Raw genomic sequence first — 18971 nt, forward strand, 5'->3', positions numbered from 1 at the left:
GCCCAAAAACATAATAAGTGGGAACAGTGATTCATTTTTTAATCAAATCTCCCTTTTTGATTAAGAAAATAATCAAACTTCCTAATAAATTTTCCTATCAAAGGCGGCACGCATAGTTTTCTGAAAGCTGGCATAAAATTTGCTAGTAATCTAGTAAATAAATTGGGGGAATTTCACATGACAGTTTCTACTTTTAAAATAGCCAATAAATTAATAACAGGGAAAGGGGCAACGGAAGTGTTGCCCGTTGAGATTAAACGACTGCAGATCACTAATCCTTTGCTTGTTACAGATGATATTCTTCAAAAAATTGGGGTAGTCGATCAAATAGCAGACTTATTGGAGGGGGTTCCTTTTGGTGTTTTTAAAGGAGTAAAGCCTGATCCGGCACTTTCAATCGTTGAAGAATGCACAAACGTATTTAATGAAGGAAAACATGATGGATTGATCGCGATTGGTGGTGGAAGTGCAATCGATATCGCTAAAAGTGTTTCCGCTTACGCATCGTTTGATGGGGAGTTAAACGAGCTGATTGGAACGGAGCTTGTTCCGCAAAAAGGGGCACCAATTATCGCTCTTCCTACAACAGCTGGTACCGGTTCGGAAGTGACGAATATTTCTATTTTATCTGATACAGAAGCACAACTAAAAAAAGGAATTGTAAGCGACTATATATTACCAGACGTTGCGATTGTTGCTCCTGAAATGACACTAACAATGCCACCTTCTGTCACAGCAGCAAGCGGTATCGATGCCCTTGTACATGCCATTGAAGCATATATTTCTGTACATGCGTCTCCCATTACAGATGCCTTAGCAATCCACGCAATTAAAATGATTGCTGATAATTTACCAAAAGCTTATGCTAATCCTTTAAATATTGAAGCTCGTGAAAATATGGCAACTGCTAGTTTAATGGCAGGAATGGCGTTTGGAAATGCTGGAGTTGGAGCTGTACATGCATTAGCTTACCCCCTTGGCGGTCGCTATCATATTCCACATGGTGTCAGTAATGCCTTATTGCTTCCTTATGTAATGGAGTGGAATAAAATTGCGTGCATGGAACGATTCCGTGATATCGCTGTTGCCCTTGGGGAGAATGTTCGCTCCTTGTCTGTTTCAGAAGCAGCTGACAAAGCGGTTTTTGCGATGAAACGACTAGGTGAAATGGTCAATATTCCTTCTGGCTTACGTTCGTTTAATATTCCAGAAACTGCAATTGCTGATATGGCAGAGGACGCTAGTAAAATCGAGCGATTGTTAAAAAATAATCCACGTCAATTGAAAAAGGCCGAAATAGAACAAATTTATCAATCCGCTTATTAAGTTTCTTTCATTGAAAAATGATACAATTTTTACAAAAGGCTTGGGTAAAGGATAAAAATGGTCGCTTTTTGTTTTGTTCCTGGTACAAATACAAGCTTTTGTGCCAGGAACAAGCACACACTTCTGTACCTGGTACAAACACAGGCTTCTGTGCCTGGTACAAACACAGGCTTCTGTGCCTGGAACAAATACACACTTCTGTTCCTGGCACAAACACAGGCTTCTGTGCCTGGCACAAATACAAGCTTCTGTGCCAGGAACAAGCACACACTTCTGTGCCTGGCACAAATAGTACCCGCTACAATGAAACAAGGAGGAGAAACATGGAAAACTATCAAATGATGATTAACGGAGAAGAAATTGGAAGTGAACTCTCTACAATTGAAGTAGTAAATCCGGCAACAAATGAAGGAATTGCAACTGTCCCGAACGGCGGTAAAAAGGAAGCGGAGTCAGCCGTCCATGCCGCACATGAAGCGTTCCGTGAATGGTCTCAATACTCTGCTTACGAAAGAAGCGAGCTCCTTACTAAATGGCATAGTCTAATAAATGAAAATAAAGAAAACTTAGCCCGCACGATGACACGCGAGCAAGGAAAACCTTTTAAGGAAGCACTCGGAGAAGTCAATTATGCAAATGGGTTTATCTCCTGGTACGCAGAAGAAGGCAAACGAGTCTACGGGGAAACAATCCCTGCAACGCAACGTAATAAAAGATTGTTTGTGCAAAAACAACCAGTTGGTGTTGTTGCCGTAATTACACCATGGAACTTCCCTGCAGCAATGATTACCCGTAAAGTGGCTCCAGCACTTGCAACAGGTTGTACGGTAGTGATTAAACCTGCCGAGCAGACACCATTAACCGCAATAAAACTCGCTCAACTCGCCGAAAAGGCAGGTATTCCAAAGGGTGTCGTCAACGTTGTCACTGGAGATGCAAAAGAAATCGGGGAAACATGGTTGGAGGACACGCGTGTTCGAAAACTAACATTTACAGGCTCTACAGAAGTAGGAAGGCTCCTTATGCGCGGTTCCGCAGAAACAGTGAAAAAGGTGTCACTAGAGCTTGGCGGTCATGCACCTGTTATTGTGATGGATGATTGTAATATCGATAAAGCAGTTGACGGTGTCATGGCTGCAAAATTCCGAAACGCTGGTCAAACATGCGTTTGTTCCAATCGTATCTATGTCCATGAATCCATTGAGAAAGAATTCACGGAAAAATTCGCAGCAAAAGTGAAGGAGTTAAAGGTTGGAAACGGTCTAGAAGAAGGGGTCGAAATTGGACCGTTAATTGATGAAGCTGCTGTAACTAAGGTAAAAAAACATGTAGAAGATGCGGTGAGTGCTGGTGCAAAAGTTGTATCCGGGGGTAACGCTCGTGAGGGGCTATTCTTCGAGCCTACTGTATTAACAAATGTCAACGACGATATGCTTTGTATGCAAGAAGAAACATTCGGACCAGTAGCACCAATTACTACTTTTACATCCGAGGACGAAGCCGTCACTCGTGCCAACAACTCCATCTATGGCTTAGCGGCATACGTGTTCACCGAAAATATCACGAAAGGAATCCGCGTTAGCGAACAATTAGAATACGGCATTGTTGGGTTGAACGACGGAATGCCATCTACTCCACAAGCACCATTTGGCGGATTTAAGCAAAGTGGCTTAGGGCGTGAAGGTGGTCATCATGGTATTGAAGAGTATTTGGAAGTTAAATATATTTCGGTTGGGTTGTGATTATGGAGCGTGATGAGTGCTTTTTAAGAGTTGGTAGCGGTTCTAACTAAATATACTTTTTAAAAACGCTAGGGTTATTTTTTAATCTTAGCGTTTTATTCATTTTACATTTGCTATTTTGATATTTAACTAATACTTCATCATTAACTGTATTTGCTTCTACTAATCGGATGGAAAAACAAGACGAATGAATGGTGAAAACCCCACTACTTCATTTTATCGGACAACTTTTTTCACTTTCTAGACACTTTAACAGGTTTACTGGACACTTTTTTATTTTAGTGGACAATTGCAAGGGATTACTGGACAAATTTAGTTGTTTACTAGACAAACAGACAAATAATCCCAAAAATGCTGGCCTACTTGCCTTTGTAGATAAACCTCTTTTCTCAGAGATTGTTGTTTTCACTTATAAATTCAGCCCAGTGATTTCCGCTACGGGCACTTGCTTTCCGCTGTGAGGAATGGGAGCCTGTGTGGTCTCCCACTTTCCTCTTCTCCGCAGGAATCAAGTCCCCTCCGCTCTAATCAACTCAGTGGGGTAAACTTAGTTTTCCGTTTTAAAAAAACAACCTCTACGAAAAACTCACACGGTGGCTGAAAACAAGCCACCATCTACTAAAAAAAGCTAGTTTAGTGACAAAAAGGTAATATAGAGTCAATTCATTTTTGTTATCCTAAATGATTTTACGATGCTTAAAAATATTTTTTATACAAACAACCTACTCTTAAAATATTCCTCTCCATTTTATAAGCGATTACTATAGTAATTAGTTATCAGAATTATTATACTTTTATTAAAGGAGTGAATACATTTGAACGCATTATTTAATAAGCTAGAAAGCCATTATGAAGAAATGATTTCTTTGAGACGCCACTTTCATGAAAACCCAGAGTTATCTTTCCAAGAGGTACACACACCGGAAAAGATCGCTGAATATTTAACTGATTTAGGGATTGACGTAAGAACTGGTGTCGGTGGTCGAGGTGTAGTTGGGACAATCCAAGGGGACTTGCCAGGGAAAACAGTTGCTTTGCGAGCGGATTTTGATGCACTTCCTATTCAAGATGGAAAAGATGTCCCGTATCGCTCTAAGGTACCTGGTGTCATGCATGCATGCGGACATGACGCTCACACCGCAACCCTTTTAGTCGTAGCAAAAGTCCTTCAGGAAAATAAACATCTTTTAAAAGGAAAAGTGGTGTTGATCCATCAATTTGCTGAAGAGTTGGCTCCGGGCGGTGCAAAGCCAATGATTGAAGATGGTTGTTTGGATGGAGTCGACGCTATCTTTGGTACTCACTTGTGGGCACCAATCCCAGTTGGAGAAATTGGTGTACGAACAGGTCCAGTAATGGCAGCAGCCGATCGATTCACAATAAAACTCCAAGGACAAGGTGGACACGGTGCTTCTCCTCATGAAACGGTCGATTCGATTGCTCTTGGAACAACTTATGTTCAGTGGCTACAACAGATTGTCAGTCGTCGTGTTAATCCACTTACGCCTGCTGTCGTAACGGTTGGGTCCTTCCACGCAGGTGATGCCTTCAATGTTATCGCTGATTCGGCGACCATCGTCGGGACAGTTAGGACCTTTGATACAGAAGTTCAGGATTTTATTATAAAAGAAATGAAAAATTATCTTCAGTCGCTTTGTTCTGGATATGGAGCAACATACGAATTTGACTACGCAAAAGGATACCCTGCGGTTGTCAACCATGCGAAGGAAACAGACATCGCTGCTGCTTGTGCAAAAGAAGTAGTTGGAGAAGATGCCGTTTATGAAATTGAACCGATGATGGGCGGTGAAGACTTCGCCTACTACTTACAAAAAGTACCTGGTACGTTTTTCTTCACTGGAGCAGGCAACCCAGAAAGAAATGCCATTTATCCGCATCACCATCCGAAATTTGATATCGATGAAAGAGCGATGCTAAACGCAGCAAAAACACTTCTCTCTGCAGCATTTGCGTACTTAGAAGCTGAGTCAGAAACGGTAATACGCTAAACAGAAATTCAACTATTACATCAAATCAAAGGAGAGCCCAACAGGAGGCTCTCTTTATTTTTTATCACATTAAAGCAGTGAGGGACGGACCTTTAACTTTAGGTTGATACGTCGCTAAGAGTGTGGAAAAATACTACCTGAAACACCAACAAGTCACAACTCACGGAGGACTTACGAATGAATGTGCAAATCAAGCGAATTTACCATTCTACTAATCGTGAACACAATGAAAAACGAATTCTTGTTGATCGAGTTTGGCCAAGAGGAATCTCTAAAGAAGACGCGAATCTTGATGAATGGTTACGAGATGTTGCTCCAAGTCCAGAGCTTAGAAAATGGTTCCATCATGATCCGGAAAAATTTGAGCTTTTTAAAGAAGAATATAAAAAAGAATTAGATAATGAGGAACAAAAGGCACACGCTCTTCAGAAGTTAAAGGATTATGCCAAGCAAGGGAATCTTGTTCTCTTGTACGGGGCAAAAGATGAGGAACATAATCATGCTAGGGTGATTAAAGAGCTGTTAACATAAGAATTCTGTTGAATACTAGCACTTGCCCCCTTTTACACTAACCTAACTATAGAATCTTCTTTCATTAACAATCTTCGACTATTTCCGTGGAAATTTATTACCTATTTCCAATTTGTAAACACGATTACATACTGTATTTGTCGTATTATGCTAGGTCTCCACAGGAAATATACTGTATAAAACAGCATCACTCCCCACAAAATAACAAAGGGAGTGATGGAATTGTTTAAAAAACTGATTTCAATGATAGCACCAGCAATAGCCAACAGTGCCTCTATAAAAGATGATGAAATAGTGTGTACAGAGTGTTGTGGCAATGGTTGGGAAGATGCTTTTATTCCTTGTGAATTTTGCAATGGGAACGGGAAAATAGATATTTATTAGCACTACACGTTTTCGTGGTAGTGCTTTTTTAATAATACGAAAACCATCGGAATACTCTCTCAGATTAGCCACACTAAACTTCTCTCTATTTACCTTTAAAGGAACATCATTTTATATAAAAAATGACAGATTTACCAATCCATGTTTAAATAAAGAAAAAAACAGAATTGGGGTCTATACAGTGAATGATTATATAAAGACAATGAGAAAAATGATTGGTCAGGAAACCCTTTTAACGGTCGGGTGTGGAGCTATAATAGAAGATTTCTCGGGAAGAATTCTTTTACAAAAAAGAACTGATTTTGACATATGGGGAATACCTGGTGGAATTATGGAATTAGGAGAAACGTTTGAAGAAGCTGTGAAAAGAGAAGTTTTGGAAGAAACCAACCTATCAATAACTAATATAAAGCTGTTCGGAATATATTCTGGAGAAAATGGTTTTGCTCAATATGCTAATGGGGACAAAGTTTATAGCATCCAGATTATTTTCCATGTTAAAGACTTTAAAGGCACTTTACGTTCAAATGAAGAAAGTAAAAAATTATGCTTCCTTTCTAAAAGTGAGATCCCTGAAAATTTAAATCAACATCAAGCACCCTTTATATTAGATTGGCTAGCAGGAGTGCAATCTCCAATTGTAAAATAGTAATCTCACCTTGCTTCTCTCCCTTTCCGCTTCCTCTATGAAGAAAGTTACTTTTTTATTTATGAACTATTTTGATAAGTTTTAAAGAATCCCCCTCATATTTTGACCCTTTTCTATCCTCTCTTTTCGTTAAGAAAAATTACTCCTTTTCATTCGATAAACCTAATTCAACACAATCTAAGAATTGTATATAAACCAAATTTTCCCACAAGCAAAACTCTTGAAAGTCAAAAAAGGTCAGACTATAATATGGTCATAAGGTCAAATATAGTCAAAGTCAATTTGACCAGTAAACCACTTAACTTATTAGGAGGTTTGTTATCGATGCAATGTCAAGTATGTCAACAAAATCAAGCAAGTATTGAAGTATACACACAAGTTAATCATAAAAAATCCACATTACGTATGTGTTCGTCTTGTTTTCAAAAACAACAAGCAAAAATGCCTTCCGGGTTAAATGGCTTTCCATTTGATGAGCTATTCAAGGGAATGAGCATGCCTGGTAATCACGGATATTCTTTTGCTGCCAATCATCAGCAAGCTGGCCCTCAAGCGCAAGAGGCGAATGGCGGCGGTAACGGAATCCTAGATCAGTTTGGGCGTAACGTTACAAACGCTGCAAAGGCAGGATTAATTGACCCTGTTATTGGCAGAGATAAAGAGGTCGATCGTGTTATTGAAATTTTAAATAGACGCAACAAAAACAATCCCGTTCTAATTGGGGAGCCTGGTGTTGGTAAAACAGCGATTGCAGAAGGTTTGGCACGTAAAATTGTTGCCGGAGACGTTCCATCTAAATTGCTAAACAAAGAAGTTTATGTAATGGATGTTGCTTCACTTACTGCTGGTACTGGTGTCAGAGGTTCATTCGAGGAACGATTGAAAGCAATCATCAGCGAACTGCAAAACCGTAAAAATGTGATGTTGTTTATTGATGAAATTCACCAACTTGTCGGTGCTGGATCAGCAGAAGGTTCCATGGATGCAGGGAATATTTTAAAACCTGCACTGGCACGCGGAGAATTACAAGTAATTGGTGCAACAACATTAAAAGAGTATCGTCAAATCGAAAAAGATGCTGCATTAGAAAGACGCTTCCAGCCTGTAATGGTCAACGAGCCAACAGCTGATCAGGCGTTAGAAATTTTACAAGGCCTAAAAGCGAAGTACGAAGAGTATCATGGCATTCAGTTCACAGACGAAGCATTAGAAGCCTGTGTAACATTGTCTCACCGTTATATTCAAGACCGCTTCTTGCCTGATAAAGCAATCGACCTTTTAGATGAAGCAGGTTCAAAAATGAATCTTTTATCAGAAGGAAAAGAAGCTTCTACTATTCAGAAAAAACTAACGGAAATCCAAGAGGCAAAGGCAGCTGCAACGACAGAGGAAAACTATGAGTTAGCAGCAAAACTTCGTGATCAAGAAGTAGAACTTGAAAAACAACTACAAGAAGGTTCAGCAGATACAAAAGCAATCGTCGACAAAGACCTTATTCAACGAATCATCGAAACAAAAACAGGTATTCCTGTTGGAAAGTTACAAACGGATGATCGTAAACGAATGAAAGACCTAGAAGCTAACCTGTCCGAAAAAGTAATTGGTCAAGAAGAAGCCGTGAAAAAGGTGGCAAAGGCCATTCGTCGTAGCCGTGCAGGATTAAAAGCAAAGCAACGTCCAATTGGTACCTTCCTATTTGTCGGACCAACTGGTGTCGGTAAAACAGAATTAACAAAAACACTAGCAGAAGAATTATTTGGTTCGAAAGATGCCATGCTTCGATTAGATATGAGTGAATACATGGAGAAACATTCCGTGTCTAAACTTATCGGCTCTCCTCCTGGATATGTGGGGCATGAAGAATCTGGACAATTAACGGAAAAAGTAAGACGCAATCCTTATTGCATCCTATTATTGGATGAAATTGAAAAAGCACATCCTGATGTTCAGCATATGTTCTTACAGATCCTAGAAGATGGTCGCTTAACAGACAGTCAAGGTAGAACGGTAAGCTTTAAAGAAACAATTATTATTATGACAAGTAACGCTGGAGTGACAGATAAAAAACCAGCTGTAGTAGGATTCGATACAGGTGGAACGGATGCAATCAAAGAAACAAATATCCTCCAATCACTTGGTGCTTACTTTAAACCAGAGTTCTTGAACCGTTTTGATAGCATCATTGAATTTGAATCACTAGAAAAAGAAGAAATGCTACAAATCCTAGACATTATGTTGAACGACTTACAAAAACAATTAGATGAACAAAACATCACTGTAAAAGTCGAACAAGCTGCAAAAGAAAAACTAGTCGAACTAGGTTATCATCCAGCATTCGGCGCCCGTCCATTACGCCGCGTTATTCAAGAGCAAGTGGAAGATAAGATTGCGGATGTATTGTTGGAAAAGGATGAAGTTACAGAAGTAGTGATTGATGTAGTAGAGGAAGAGATTGTAGTGAGATAGATAATATTAAAATGGTCCCTGTTTTGTGCAGGGGCCATTTTTTGTATACTAGTGGGTTGTTCCTGTTCTCCCCGTTTCTGAATTGATTCTTCTATGCGGGATTGTTTTTTGAGACTCTGAATCGTTTATGACTCGTCTCCGCTCATTTATCCTTTTCCTGGATCGTTTCCTCACTAGATGCCTACAACTTTCCACTTTCATCCAACACCGTACTGAGTACTAGACACCAAAAAGAATACTACAGACAAAGTAAATTCGCTTTCCTTTGTTTGTAGTACTCCTTTTCTTTAGCGTCCTATAATTACTAATTCTTCAAATCCTACTGGGCCTCCCTTTGTGGCGCTATTTCGCTAATATCCTCTTTTACAGTTTTTTGCTCACGATGCAGGGATTTAAATAGGGATATACTGATTAAAATCATGATAATGGTAAATGGAAGGGCGGCAATTAACGCAACGGATTGCAAGCCTTCTAATCCACTGCTGACAATTAGTACACCTGTAATGGCTGCAATTAACACTCCCCAAATAGCTTTTACAGCAATCGATGGATTTTCATTTCCATTTGATGACATAATTCCAAGAACATATACCGTAGAATCTACTGATGTGATAAGGAAAATCGCAATAAGCACAAGCATTAGCACAGATAGTATGCCATAAAGTGGAAACTCTTGTAAAAAAACAAATATTGCTGTTGCTACATCCTGTGAAACTGCATTAGAAAGGGCTGTATTCTGGAATAAGTCCATGTGTATTCCGGTTCCACCGAAAATGGCCATCCACATAAATGCAATAACTGGAGGGATAATTAGCACTCCAATGACAAATTCGCGAATCGTTCTTCCTCTTGATATTCGAGCAACAAACGAACCAACAAATGGCGACCATGTGATAACCCATGCCCAATAAAAAACCGTCCAATCATGTACCCACTTATCACCTGTGTAAGGTGTTAAGAAAAAGCTCATTTCGATAAATTTTTGAAAATAATCACCGACCGCTAGTACAAAGCTCTCTAAAATAAAAACAGTCGGACCTTTAAATAAGAAAAATAGCATAAATCCAATGACTAATACCATATTCGTGTTACTTAAAATTTTAATTCCTTTATTTAATCCAGTTAGCGCTGATGTCATATAAAGCACAAACATTACACCTATGATTAAAAGCGGCATCCATGTACTGTTTGGAAGGGAAAATACATAATTTAGTCCTGCATCAATTTGTAAAACTCCCATGCCCATCGATGTGGCAACCCCTGTAACGGTTGCAATGATAGCAAGAATGTTAATCGTCTTTTTTATACTTCTCTTTTTAATGTTTACACCATCAAGCGTCTCACTCACGAGCAATTTCGTTTTTTTGCGGAATTGAAAATAAGCAAGGGCTAGTCCAACGATGGTAAACACAGACCATTGATGGAAACCCCAATTAAAAAAGGAATAACGCATCGCGACACGCGCCGCTTCAGCAGATTGAGGTTCAACTCCCGCTAAAGGAGGGGTAGCAAAATGAGTTAACGGCTCGGCAACACCCCAGAAGACAATTCCGGCACCGAATCCTGCGGCAAATAACATGCTAATCCAAGCAAAAAAGGAAAATTCAGGTTTCTCCTGTTCTTGTCCAAGTTTGATTTTCCCATATTTACTAAAAGCCAGAAATAAACAAAATGCAACAAAACCAGCAACGGAGGCTAAATAAAACCAACCAAATGAATCATTGATCAACCCTGAAACAGCGGAAGCATTTTTGGCAAGACTCTCAGGAGACATCGCTCCCCAAATCGCAACAAGGACAACGACAATAGCTGATACCTTAAAAACTGGATTGTTATAAGAAGTATGTTCTTTGTTTTCCCTCACATCAACCACCCTTTATCTGTTTTTTCTAAAGGCTGTTTTCGTAAAGTTTATTGTTTGTGAGCAATGGACTGTTCCTTTCCGCTGCAGGCACTAGACTCCTCGGGGAGGAAGTCGAGCCTTCTAGAAAAGCGGAAGCGGCTTGTTCAGCTCGTGAAGAAAATAGGAAAATTCCGTAAAGGCATCCTTTGCCCTTGGGAAATTTCACCCTTTTCACAGCGAGTTAGCCGTTGGAGCTGGACATTCGTCTGCGGGGTCTCGACTTTCCCTCTATATCTCGCAGTATTCAAGTGCTTTCCGCTCCAATCCACTCTATATTTTCAACTGTTGCTAACAGCAATAATCTTTTAGAAAACAGCCTTCTAAAAAGAAGCCTTTTTTGAATACGAAAATTAAATATCGGATGCGCTACTTATATTTTGAATATTCAGTTATTTAAAAAGAACAAAAGGGAATCATGCAACCGTGGCACCTTCCCTCTCTATTCTATATATGACATCGTGATTAATCGTTAGTTAATTTAAAACAAACAACTTTCGGCTCTGTCATCTCCTGTATTGAAAACGAAATTCCTTCGCGTCCTAACCCCGACTTTTTCACACCTCCAAATGGCATCGCATCGATTCGATAGTCACTGCTGTCATTAATCATAATTCCGCCGACATCCATTTTCGCAATGGCCTTATATGCTTTTTCGATATTTTTAGTGAAAATTCCTGCCTGTAAGCCATAATTTACGTCATTCGACTTTTGAATGGCTGCGTCTAGATCCGCAACGGGATAAAGAAGAACAACTGGACCAAAGACCTCCTCTTTTGCAATCGTGCAGTCTTCCGGTACATTTGCTAAAACAGTCGGCGAGTAAAAAGCATCTTTTCGTTCTCCACCTGTTAAGATATAAGCACCTTTATCCGCTGCCTCATTAACTAAATGCTCAACACGAATCGCTTCTTTCTCATTAATAAGCGGTCCCATATCCGTTAGCTCTGATTGTTTATCACCAACACGATATTGATTGGTACGTTCCACAAACGACTTTTCGAATTCATCCATAATACTTTCTTGGATATAAATACGTTGAACACCTAAACAATTTTGTCCCGCGGCCCAAAAGGCACCCGATACAGTTGACTCGACTGCTTCTTCTACATCAGCATCTTCTAGTACGATAACAGGAGAATTCGACCCAAGCTCCATGCTAATTTTTTTCAAACCAGCTTTACGTGAAATTTCCTCGCCGGCATCGAGTCCTCCTGTAAACGTAATCATTCGAACAGCAGGATGTGTAACTAAAGTATCACCAATCTCACTGCCGTAACCCGTTATGACAGATAACACTTTGGGAGGTAAACCCGCTTCGGCAAATGCTTCCGCTAGCAATAAAGCACTTAATGGTGTAACCGTTGCAGGCTTTACAATAATTGCGTTTCCAGAAGCGATTGCGGGTCCTACTTTGTGGGCGACAAGGTTCAACGGATCATTAAACGGTGTAATTGCACCGATAATTCCAATTGGAAAACGATAATAATATCCGACACGATTCTCGCTTCCTGGCATTTGATCAAAAGGAATTGTCTCACCGTGAATCCGTCTTGCTTCTTCTGCACTGATGCGAAGTGTTTGAATGCATCTCTCTACTTCTTTTGTTGCCTCACGAATCGTTTTACTTCCTTCTCTCGCAATGGTTCTTGCGTACTTTTCTGCATTCTTTTCAATATAATCGGCCGCTGCATTCACAATTTTCATCCGTTCATGCACCGGCATAGAAGCTGCAGTTTTTGCTCCCTCTTTTGCTTCTTCAATACATTTCTTCATATCTTCTGCTGATGCAGCAGGTACTGTATCAATGACACTGTTATCCTGAGGATCACGAACCTCAATTACTCGATCACATTTCACCCATTTACCCGCAAGAAACATCCTTTGACCCGTAAGTTGAGTTGCCATCATACTACCGCCTTTCCATCACTAGATTTTTACTACTTTTCTTTCACGATCAATCGTAATTAAGTCGATTAAAAGAGAGAAGCCCGTTTCCACTTTTCCGGCACCTGCACCGCTTAATGTTACAGTACCTAAAAGATCACATTCATAAGTAATCGCATTGATAGCACCACTGATGGAGGCAAGTGGATCTGTAATAGCAACCTTTTCAGGCGCAATGGAAGCAATGATTTCCTCGCCTTCTTTACGTGCTTTTGCTAGTAGCTTCCAACGCTTGCCTTCTGCTTTTGCTTCTTCAATGTCTTTTAGTGTAATATCGGCTATCCCTTTGCACGACACTTCTTCTACCGTTAGTGGCGCGTTCATCACATAGTTTGCTAAAATAACAATTTTATATCTTGCATCATAGCCTTCTACATCACTAGTAGGATCCGCTTCTGCATACCCGTACTCCTGCGCCTCTTTTAATGCTTCTTCGTAAGATACACCTTCGTTTTCCATTTTCGTTAAAATATAATTTGTTGTACCATTCAATATCCCACGTATTTCAGTAATTTCATTTCCTGCTAATGTAGCAATCGGCATCCGTAATGCAGGTGTCCCACTCATAACCGTTCCTTCAAATCCCCAATGAACCCCATATTGATTAGCAATGGCAGAAAGCTCTTTATACGCAAGTGCAACAGGTCCTTTGTTTGTCATAACAACATTTTTCCCACTCTCAAATGCCGCCTTACAATGATTAATAGCCGGCTGCCCTGTTTTCACATCTGTATAAGAAACTTCAATGACAGTATCCGCGTTTGTTTCACGAATCGTTTTTAAACTGTCCCAGCCCGTCACAAGCGTGTTCGTTTCTGGATAGTTTTCAAGATTCCCCGTTTCATTTAACACTCGTAAAGCAGTATTGATATCCAAACCATTTGGGTCATAAATCGAACCTTTCATTAAATCCGAAATTGCCACAATCGCTGCTTCAAAACCTTCTCCTTTTTTTAACGCTTCTTTTTTATCACGTAAAATTTCGGCTAATCCTTGCCCCACTACACCAAACCCAATAAAAGCTAGCTTATGCACCACGTGGATTCACCTCCATATTTTTTGGATGGATTGGTAAGTTTACCTCACCTTTTAAAAACTTTATCGCGGTCTGTGCAAGAATCGCGGTCCCTATCGGTAAGCACGTTTCGTCAATATCAAAAATCGGTGTGTGCAAATCTCTGTGCACTCCGTCTGATGGTGCACATCCTAGAAAAAACATCGAACCCGGAAGCTTTTGTGTGACATAACCAAAATCTTCTCCTCCTAGTCCGAATGGACGTTTCGTAATATGAATTCCAGGGTAGATTTCAAGTATCGTTTTCATAATCCACTCGTTCACAAGGGAACTGTTATTTAAGGCTGGTTCACCACTTTGGATATTTAATGAATATTGACCACCAAGTGGCTCCACTATCGAAAATGCTTTCCTTAATTGAGATACTAAAAGATCACGAGTTTCCGGTGAATAACTGCGAAGTGTCCCTTCAATCATTACCTCTGTCGGGATGATATTACTTGCAGTGCCTGCATGAATTTGCCCTATGCTTACAACTGCTGCATCTAAGGCAGACACTTGTCGAGCAACAATCCCGTGCAGTGCTTGCATAACAGGTCCAAGCATCCAAATTGGATCTGTTCCAAGTTCTGGATAGGCTCCGTGGCCACCCGTTCCATAAATCCGTCCCTTAAAAACATCGACATTCGCCATACTGAATCCATCATTCATTTGAACCTCACCGACCGGAAGCCATGGACACATATGAAGAGCGACGGCTGCATCTACCTTGTCATAAACACCCGCTTGCACCATATAAGGGGCTCCGGAGAATCCGAATTCATCTGTACTTTCTTCTGCAGGTTGAAAAACAAATTTAACTGTTCCTATCACTTCACCTTTTTTAAAAAAATCAGCAAGTACGGAAGCAACGCCCAGTAAAATAGCCGTATGAGCATCATGCCCACAAGCATGCATGATACCATCGTTTTTTGAACGATAACTAGTTGGATTTTCTTCCGTTATAGGTAAGGCGTCGATATCAGCCCTAATCGCAATTGTCGGACCTACACCAGAGGTTAATGTTCCAACAACACTGGTTTCCACCCCAATACCTCTCTCTACTTTCATTCCTTCGATTCCTTCTAACGTTTCCACAATAAATTGGGAGGTCCCGAACTCCTGAAAGCTGAGTTCGGGATATTGATGAAACGTGCGTCGCCATTCAATCAATTTGTCAAACAAACTAGTTATTTGCTCGACTATCGGATGATCATTTGACATTTGTCATCACCTCAAAAGAAAACTAGGTATCTATTTAACTTCTAATGCACTTTCTACGTGTTGAAATGCTTGTTCAAAGTCCGCAATTAAATCTTCAATATCTTCAATTCCGCAAGATACGCGAATAAGCCCTTCAGGAATTCCCATTGCCGCCCGTTCTTCTGGAGTACATTCCACATGACTTGTCGTGCGAGCAGGCCCTACTGTCGTTTCCACAGCACCGAGATTTGCAGCACGGTTGGCAAATTGTAATTTTGGAAGAAGATCTCTTACTGTATCCACTCCACCTTTTACGGCAAAACTAAGCATCCCACCAAAATCTTTCATTTGTTTTTTCGCAATCTCGTGATTTGGATGTGTTTCAAGGCCTGGGTAGTAAACACCTTCGACTAGTTCTTTTGTTTGTAAATACTTTGCAATATCCATTGCATTGGCACATTGCTGACGGACACGAAGGTGGAGTGTTTTCATTCCACGTAACGTGAGATAAGCTGCCATTGGATCCATTGTCGCTCCGTTAATTTCACGATAGTGGTAAATTTTCTCTACAAGTTCTTCAGAGCCACATACAACACCACCCAGTGCATCTGCATGCCCACCAAGGAATTTCGTTGCACTATGAATCACTAAGTCTACTCCTAGTGAAAGTGGATTTTGATTAATTGGTGTTCCGAACGTATTGTCTACAATGACAAGTGCTCCTGCATCATGGCCAGCTTTTGCCATACGCTCAATATCGGTAATTTTAACAGTTGGATTTGTCGGTGTTTCCAAATATAAAATTTTACATCCTTTTGCTACTTCTGCTTCAATTGCCTCATGGTTTCCTGTTTCGCAAAGAGCGACATCAATTTGCTGGCGAGGAAGGAACTCTGTGAAAATTTTATTTGTACCACCGTACGTATCTTTAATAGATACAATTCGGTCACCAGGGAATAAAAAGGTTGCTAATGTATTGCTGATTGCCGCCATCCCTGTTGAAAAACTTGTTGCTGCTTCTGCTCCTTCTAAAATTTTTATTTTATCTTCAAACGCTTGAACTGTTGGATTTGTGTTCCGTCCATAAATATGTCCTTTTTTCTTTCCAGTCGCGACGTCATACCATTCATCCATATCATCATATCCATAAGCAACACTAAGAACGACCGGCACTTGTGTTGCACCGTGCACTAAATAGTCTTTTTCCCCTGCCCATACTGATTTCGTACCTAGTTTCGTGTTTTTATTTGTCATATAACCACTCCTCAATTAGTTTTTTAATGATACTGTTTTATTTTCAACCGTCAACCCTACATTTCGTTCAACCATTTCTTTATAAGCAAATAATGCAATGGCTGTATCTTGAACCCCTGTTCCCGTTAAGTCACAAACCGTAATGTGTTCCTCATTCTCACGACCACTCAACTTCTTCGATGTTAACTGACCAAGTTCCACAATCGACGAATCATTTGTTAGAACACCACTATCAAGTGCGTGATGTAACTCTCCCAATCTGGCACACTGCGAGATCGTATCACACACAAGTTTATCCGCTCGAACTAGCACTTCCGCCTCTAACTCTTGCTTATGTTCTGCATCTGATCCCATCGCGGTGATATGAAGTCCCGGATGAAGCCAATCCGCTTTGATAGTTGGCTCTTTTGCTGGCGTTGTCGTGATGACCAAATCACTATTCCGCACAACCTGTTCCGCACTATCTACCACTTCGACCTCTATGCCAAGTTCCACCGCCATGTCTTCTGCGTATTTTTTTGCACGGTCCATCCCACGAGAATACACAAGTATTTTCTTAAAGTTACGTACTAGTTTTAAGGCTCTTACTTGGAACCTCGCTTGACTTCCCGCTCCAATTACTCCAACTGTTTTCGTGTCCTCTCGTGAAAGATATTTAGCAGCAATTGCTCCCGCTGCAGCTGTTCGAACCTCTGTCAAATACCCATTATCTAAAAGAAGCGCCTGTGGAATACCCGTTTGGGTACTAATTAACATCATGAGCCCATTTCCACTCGGAAGGCCAAGCTTAAAGTTATTAAAAAATCCGGAAGAAACTTTTATTGCAAACATATCTTTGCCTTTTACATATGCTGTTTTTACGTCTACTTCTCCATTCTGATCATGAATATCAACACGCATAATCGGCGGCATTTCCACTTCATTGTTTGCTAGTTTCGTAAACCCTTCTTCCACAACGGAAATTGCTTCTAAATTTAAATGCACGTACTCTTTTAGCTCTTGCTCTGTAACTATACGCACGGTTCTGTCTCCCCCCCTTCAATAGTGTTATTTGTAGGAATCCCATCTTGAATGAACAATTGTCTTGGAAGATTAGCAAACGTTTCACAGCCCGTTTCTGTTACCCGGAATGATTCACTCGCTTCAAATCCGTAACAATCCAACCAAATAGCTGGAATTAAATGAAATGTCATATTGGGCTGAAGAATTGTTTTATCTCCTTTACGAATACTCGCTGTATGCTCTCCCCAATCAGGAGGATAGTTTAAGCCCACAGCATAACCAAGTCGTTGCTCTTTTACGATCCCGCTTTTCTCGATTGTTTTCCTCCATGTTTCTTCAATTTCTTCACACATAATGCCTGGCTTAATCATGTCAAGACAAGCATTTAATCCTTCAACAACGACGTCTGAAAGCGCTTTTATTTTATGGGAGGGCTTACCAATATTAACCGTTCTTGCAAGTGGTGCATGATAACGTTTATAACAACCAGCCATTTCTAGGATTACAGTATCTCCATGTTTGTAACGCTCATCCGTCCAAGTTAAATGTGGAGTGGAGGTTTTCTCCCCAGATGGAAGCAATGGCATAATTGCTGGGTAATCGCCCCCGAATTCCTTTGTTCCCGTAATTTGTGTATGAAAAATTTTCGCTGCAACGTCACATTCCCGAACACCTTCATGAATCATTCCAATTCCATCCATCATTGCTTTTTCAACGATAGCAGCAGCCCGCTTCATGTACTCAATCTCTTTATTAGATTTCACAATGCGAACCCAGTTTACGAGAAGCGTTGCATCCTTGAATTTGGCATTTGGTAATCCTTCTTTCAGTTGCTCATAACATTTCGCAGTAAAATAATAGTTTTCCATTTCCACACCGATTGAACGTTTATCCTGGCCAATTTGTTTTAAAATATCAGCGATGAAGTCCATTGGGTGTTTGCTATCAGAATGCACATAATCATCTGGATATGGAATAATGTTTTCATGGTATAGCCAGGTTGTTATCTTCGCTCCATTTGCATCCTGACCCCTTCCAATCCAAATCGGTTGTTCTTCATCATTAATAATCACTAACATCTGATGTACATAGAAGGACCAACCGTTATAACCAGATAAGTAGTTCATATTGGCTGGATCCGTAATAAGTAAGACGTCAATCCCTTGCACTGCCATTCTCTCTTTTGTTTTACGAATTCTTTCTAGATACTCTGCTGTTCCAAATGACATGGGAACGTTCCCCCCCTAACTCCTGAATGATTTGTTTTCATTATTCTGAATAGTTAATCTATAAATTTATTATAGTGGCAAGGCAAGAAATCCGTCATTAGCAAAAATGTAAGAAGATTTAATGAGTTTATAGTCAAATTATCAAAAGGATGGGAAATGTGCCTGGAATACTTGTAGGGTTTGGTGCCAAATCATCTGTACTGGCCTTCACGTACGAAAAATCACCACAAAAAAACAAACCGCCATAAAAATCCTTTTCCTTACCAGATTTTTAT

General features: G+C 40.2%; 14 protein-coding genes. 7 read left to right on the forward strand and 7 right to left on the reverse strand.

The window, feature by feature from the left end:
• The first annotated feature begins 177 nt into the window (after positions 1-177).
• The 7 genes from ACFSUL_RS20725 (at position 178) to ACFSUL_RS20755 (ending at position 9107) form a co-directional block, all read left to right on the forward strand.
• Complete coding sequence (locus tag ACFSUL_RS20725) at positions 178-1326, forward strand: iron-containing alcohol dehydrogenase (RefSeq protein ID WP_377938207.1); 1149 nt, start codon at positions 178-180, stop codon at positions 1324-1326.
• Positions 1327-1649: 323 nt separating this feature from the next.
• Complete coding sequence (locus ACFSUL_RS20730) at positions 1650-3068, forward strand: NAD-dependent succinate-semialdehyde dehydrogenase (protein ID WP_377938209.1); 1419 nt, start codon at positions 1650-1652, stop codon at positions 3066-3068.
• An 815-nt stretch (positions 3069-3883) separates the two neighbouring features.
• Complete coding sequence (locus ACFSUL_RS20735; RefSeq protein ID WP_377938211.1) at positions 3884-5077, forward strand: M20 family metallopeptidase; 1194 nt, start codon at positions 3884-3886, stop codon at positions 5075-5077.
• A gap of 177 nt (positions 5078-5254) precedes the next feature.
• Positions 5255-5608, forward strand: coding sequence for a DUF488 domain-containing protein (locus ACFSUL_RS20740; protein WP_377938213.1), 354 nt, complete (start codon positions 5255-5257; stop codon positions 5606-5608).
• A 222-nt stretch (positions 5609-5830) separates the two neighbouring features.
• A complete protein-coding gene (locus ACFSUL_RS20745; RefSeq protein WP_377938215.1) occupies positions 5831-5992 on the forward strand; it encodes a hypothetical protein in 162 nt (53 codons plus the stop codon).
• 202 nt (positions 5993-6194) lie between these two features.
• Positions 6195-6641, forward strand: coding sequence for an NUDIX hydrolase (locus ACFSUL_RS20750; protein WP_377938217.1), 447 nt, complete (start codon positions 6195-6197; stop codon positions 6639-6641).
• A gap of 324 nt (positions 6642-6965) precedes the next feature.
• A complete protein-coding gene (locus ACFSUL_RS20755) occupies positions 6966-9107 on the forward strand; it encodes an ATP-dependent Clp protease ATP-binding subunit (protein ID WP_377938219.1) in 2142 nt (713 codons plus the stop codon).
• 319 nt (positions 9108-9426) lie between these two features.
• Here ACFSUL_RS20755 and ACFSUL_RS20760 read toward each other — a convergent pair whose 3' ends face one another.
• The 7 genes from ACFSUL_RS20760 to ACFSUL_RS20790 form a co-directional block, all read right to left on the reverse strand.
• Positions 9427-10971, reverse strand: coding sequence for a BCCT family transporter (locus ACFSUL_RS20760; RefSeq protein ID WP_377938221.1), 1545 nt, complete (start codon positions 10969-10971; stop codon positions 9427-9429).
• 501 nt (positions 10972-11472) lie between these two features.
• Positions 11473-12915 carry an aldehyde dehydrogenase family protein gene (locus tag ACFSUL_RS20765; protein ID WP_377938223.1) on the reverse strand — a complete coding sequence of 481 codons (1443 nt, stop codon included), beginning with the start codon at positions 12913-12915 and terminating at the stop codon, positions 11473-11475.
• Between the two features lie 21 nt (positions 12916-12936).
• Positions 12937-13992 (reverse strand): homoserine dehydrogenase, encoded by a 1056-nt coding sequence (locus ACFSUL_RS20770; RefSeq protein WP_377938225.1) that lies wholly within the window; start codon positions 13990-13992, stop codon positions 12937-12939.
• Positions 13982-15232, reverse strand: coding sequence for a M20 metallopeptidase family protein (locus tag ACFSUL_RS20775; RefSeq protein ID WP_377938227.1), 1251 nt, complete (start codon positions 15230-15232; stop codon positions 13982-13984). Before ACFSUL_RS20775 ends, ACFSUL_RS20770 begins: the two co-directional genes overlap by 11 nt.
• Before the next feature lie 30 nt (positions 15233-15262).
• Complete coding sequence (locus ACFSUL_RS20780; protein ID WP_377938229.1) at positions 15263-16465, reverse strand: cystathionine gamma-synthase family protein; 1203 nt, start codon at positions 16463-16465, stop codon at positions 15263-15265.
• Between the two features lie 15 nt (positions 16466-16480).
• Entirely contained in the window at positions 16481-17485 is a 1005-nt protein-coding gene (locus tag ACFSUL_RS20785) for a cyclodeaminase (RefSeq protein ID WP_377938231.1), read from the reverse strand.
• Positions 17476-18696 carry a M24 family metallopeptidase gene (locus ACFSUL_RS20790; protein ID WP_377938233.1) on the reverse strand — a complete coding sequence of 407 codons (1221 nt, stop codon included), beginning with the start codon at positions 18694-18696 and terminating at the stop codon, positions 17476-17478. Before ACFSUL_RS20790 ends, ACFSUL_RS20785 begins: the two co-directional genes overlap by 10 nt.
• Positions 18697-18971 lie beyond the last annotated feature (275 nt).

The sequence above is a fragment of the Bacillus seohaeanensis genome, assembly GCF_042684945.1.
Lineage (GTDB): Bacteria > Bacillota > Bacilli > Bacillales > Bacillaceae_B > Rossellomorea > Rossellomorea seohaeanensis.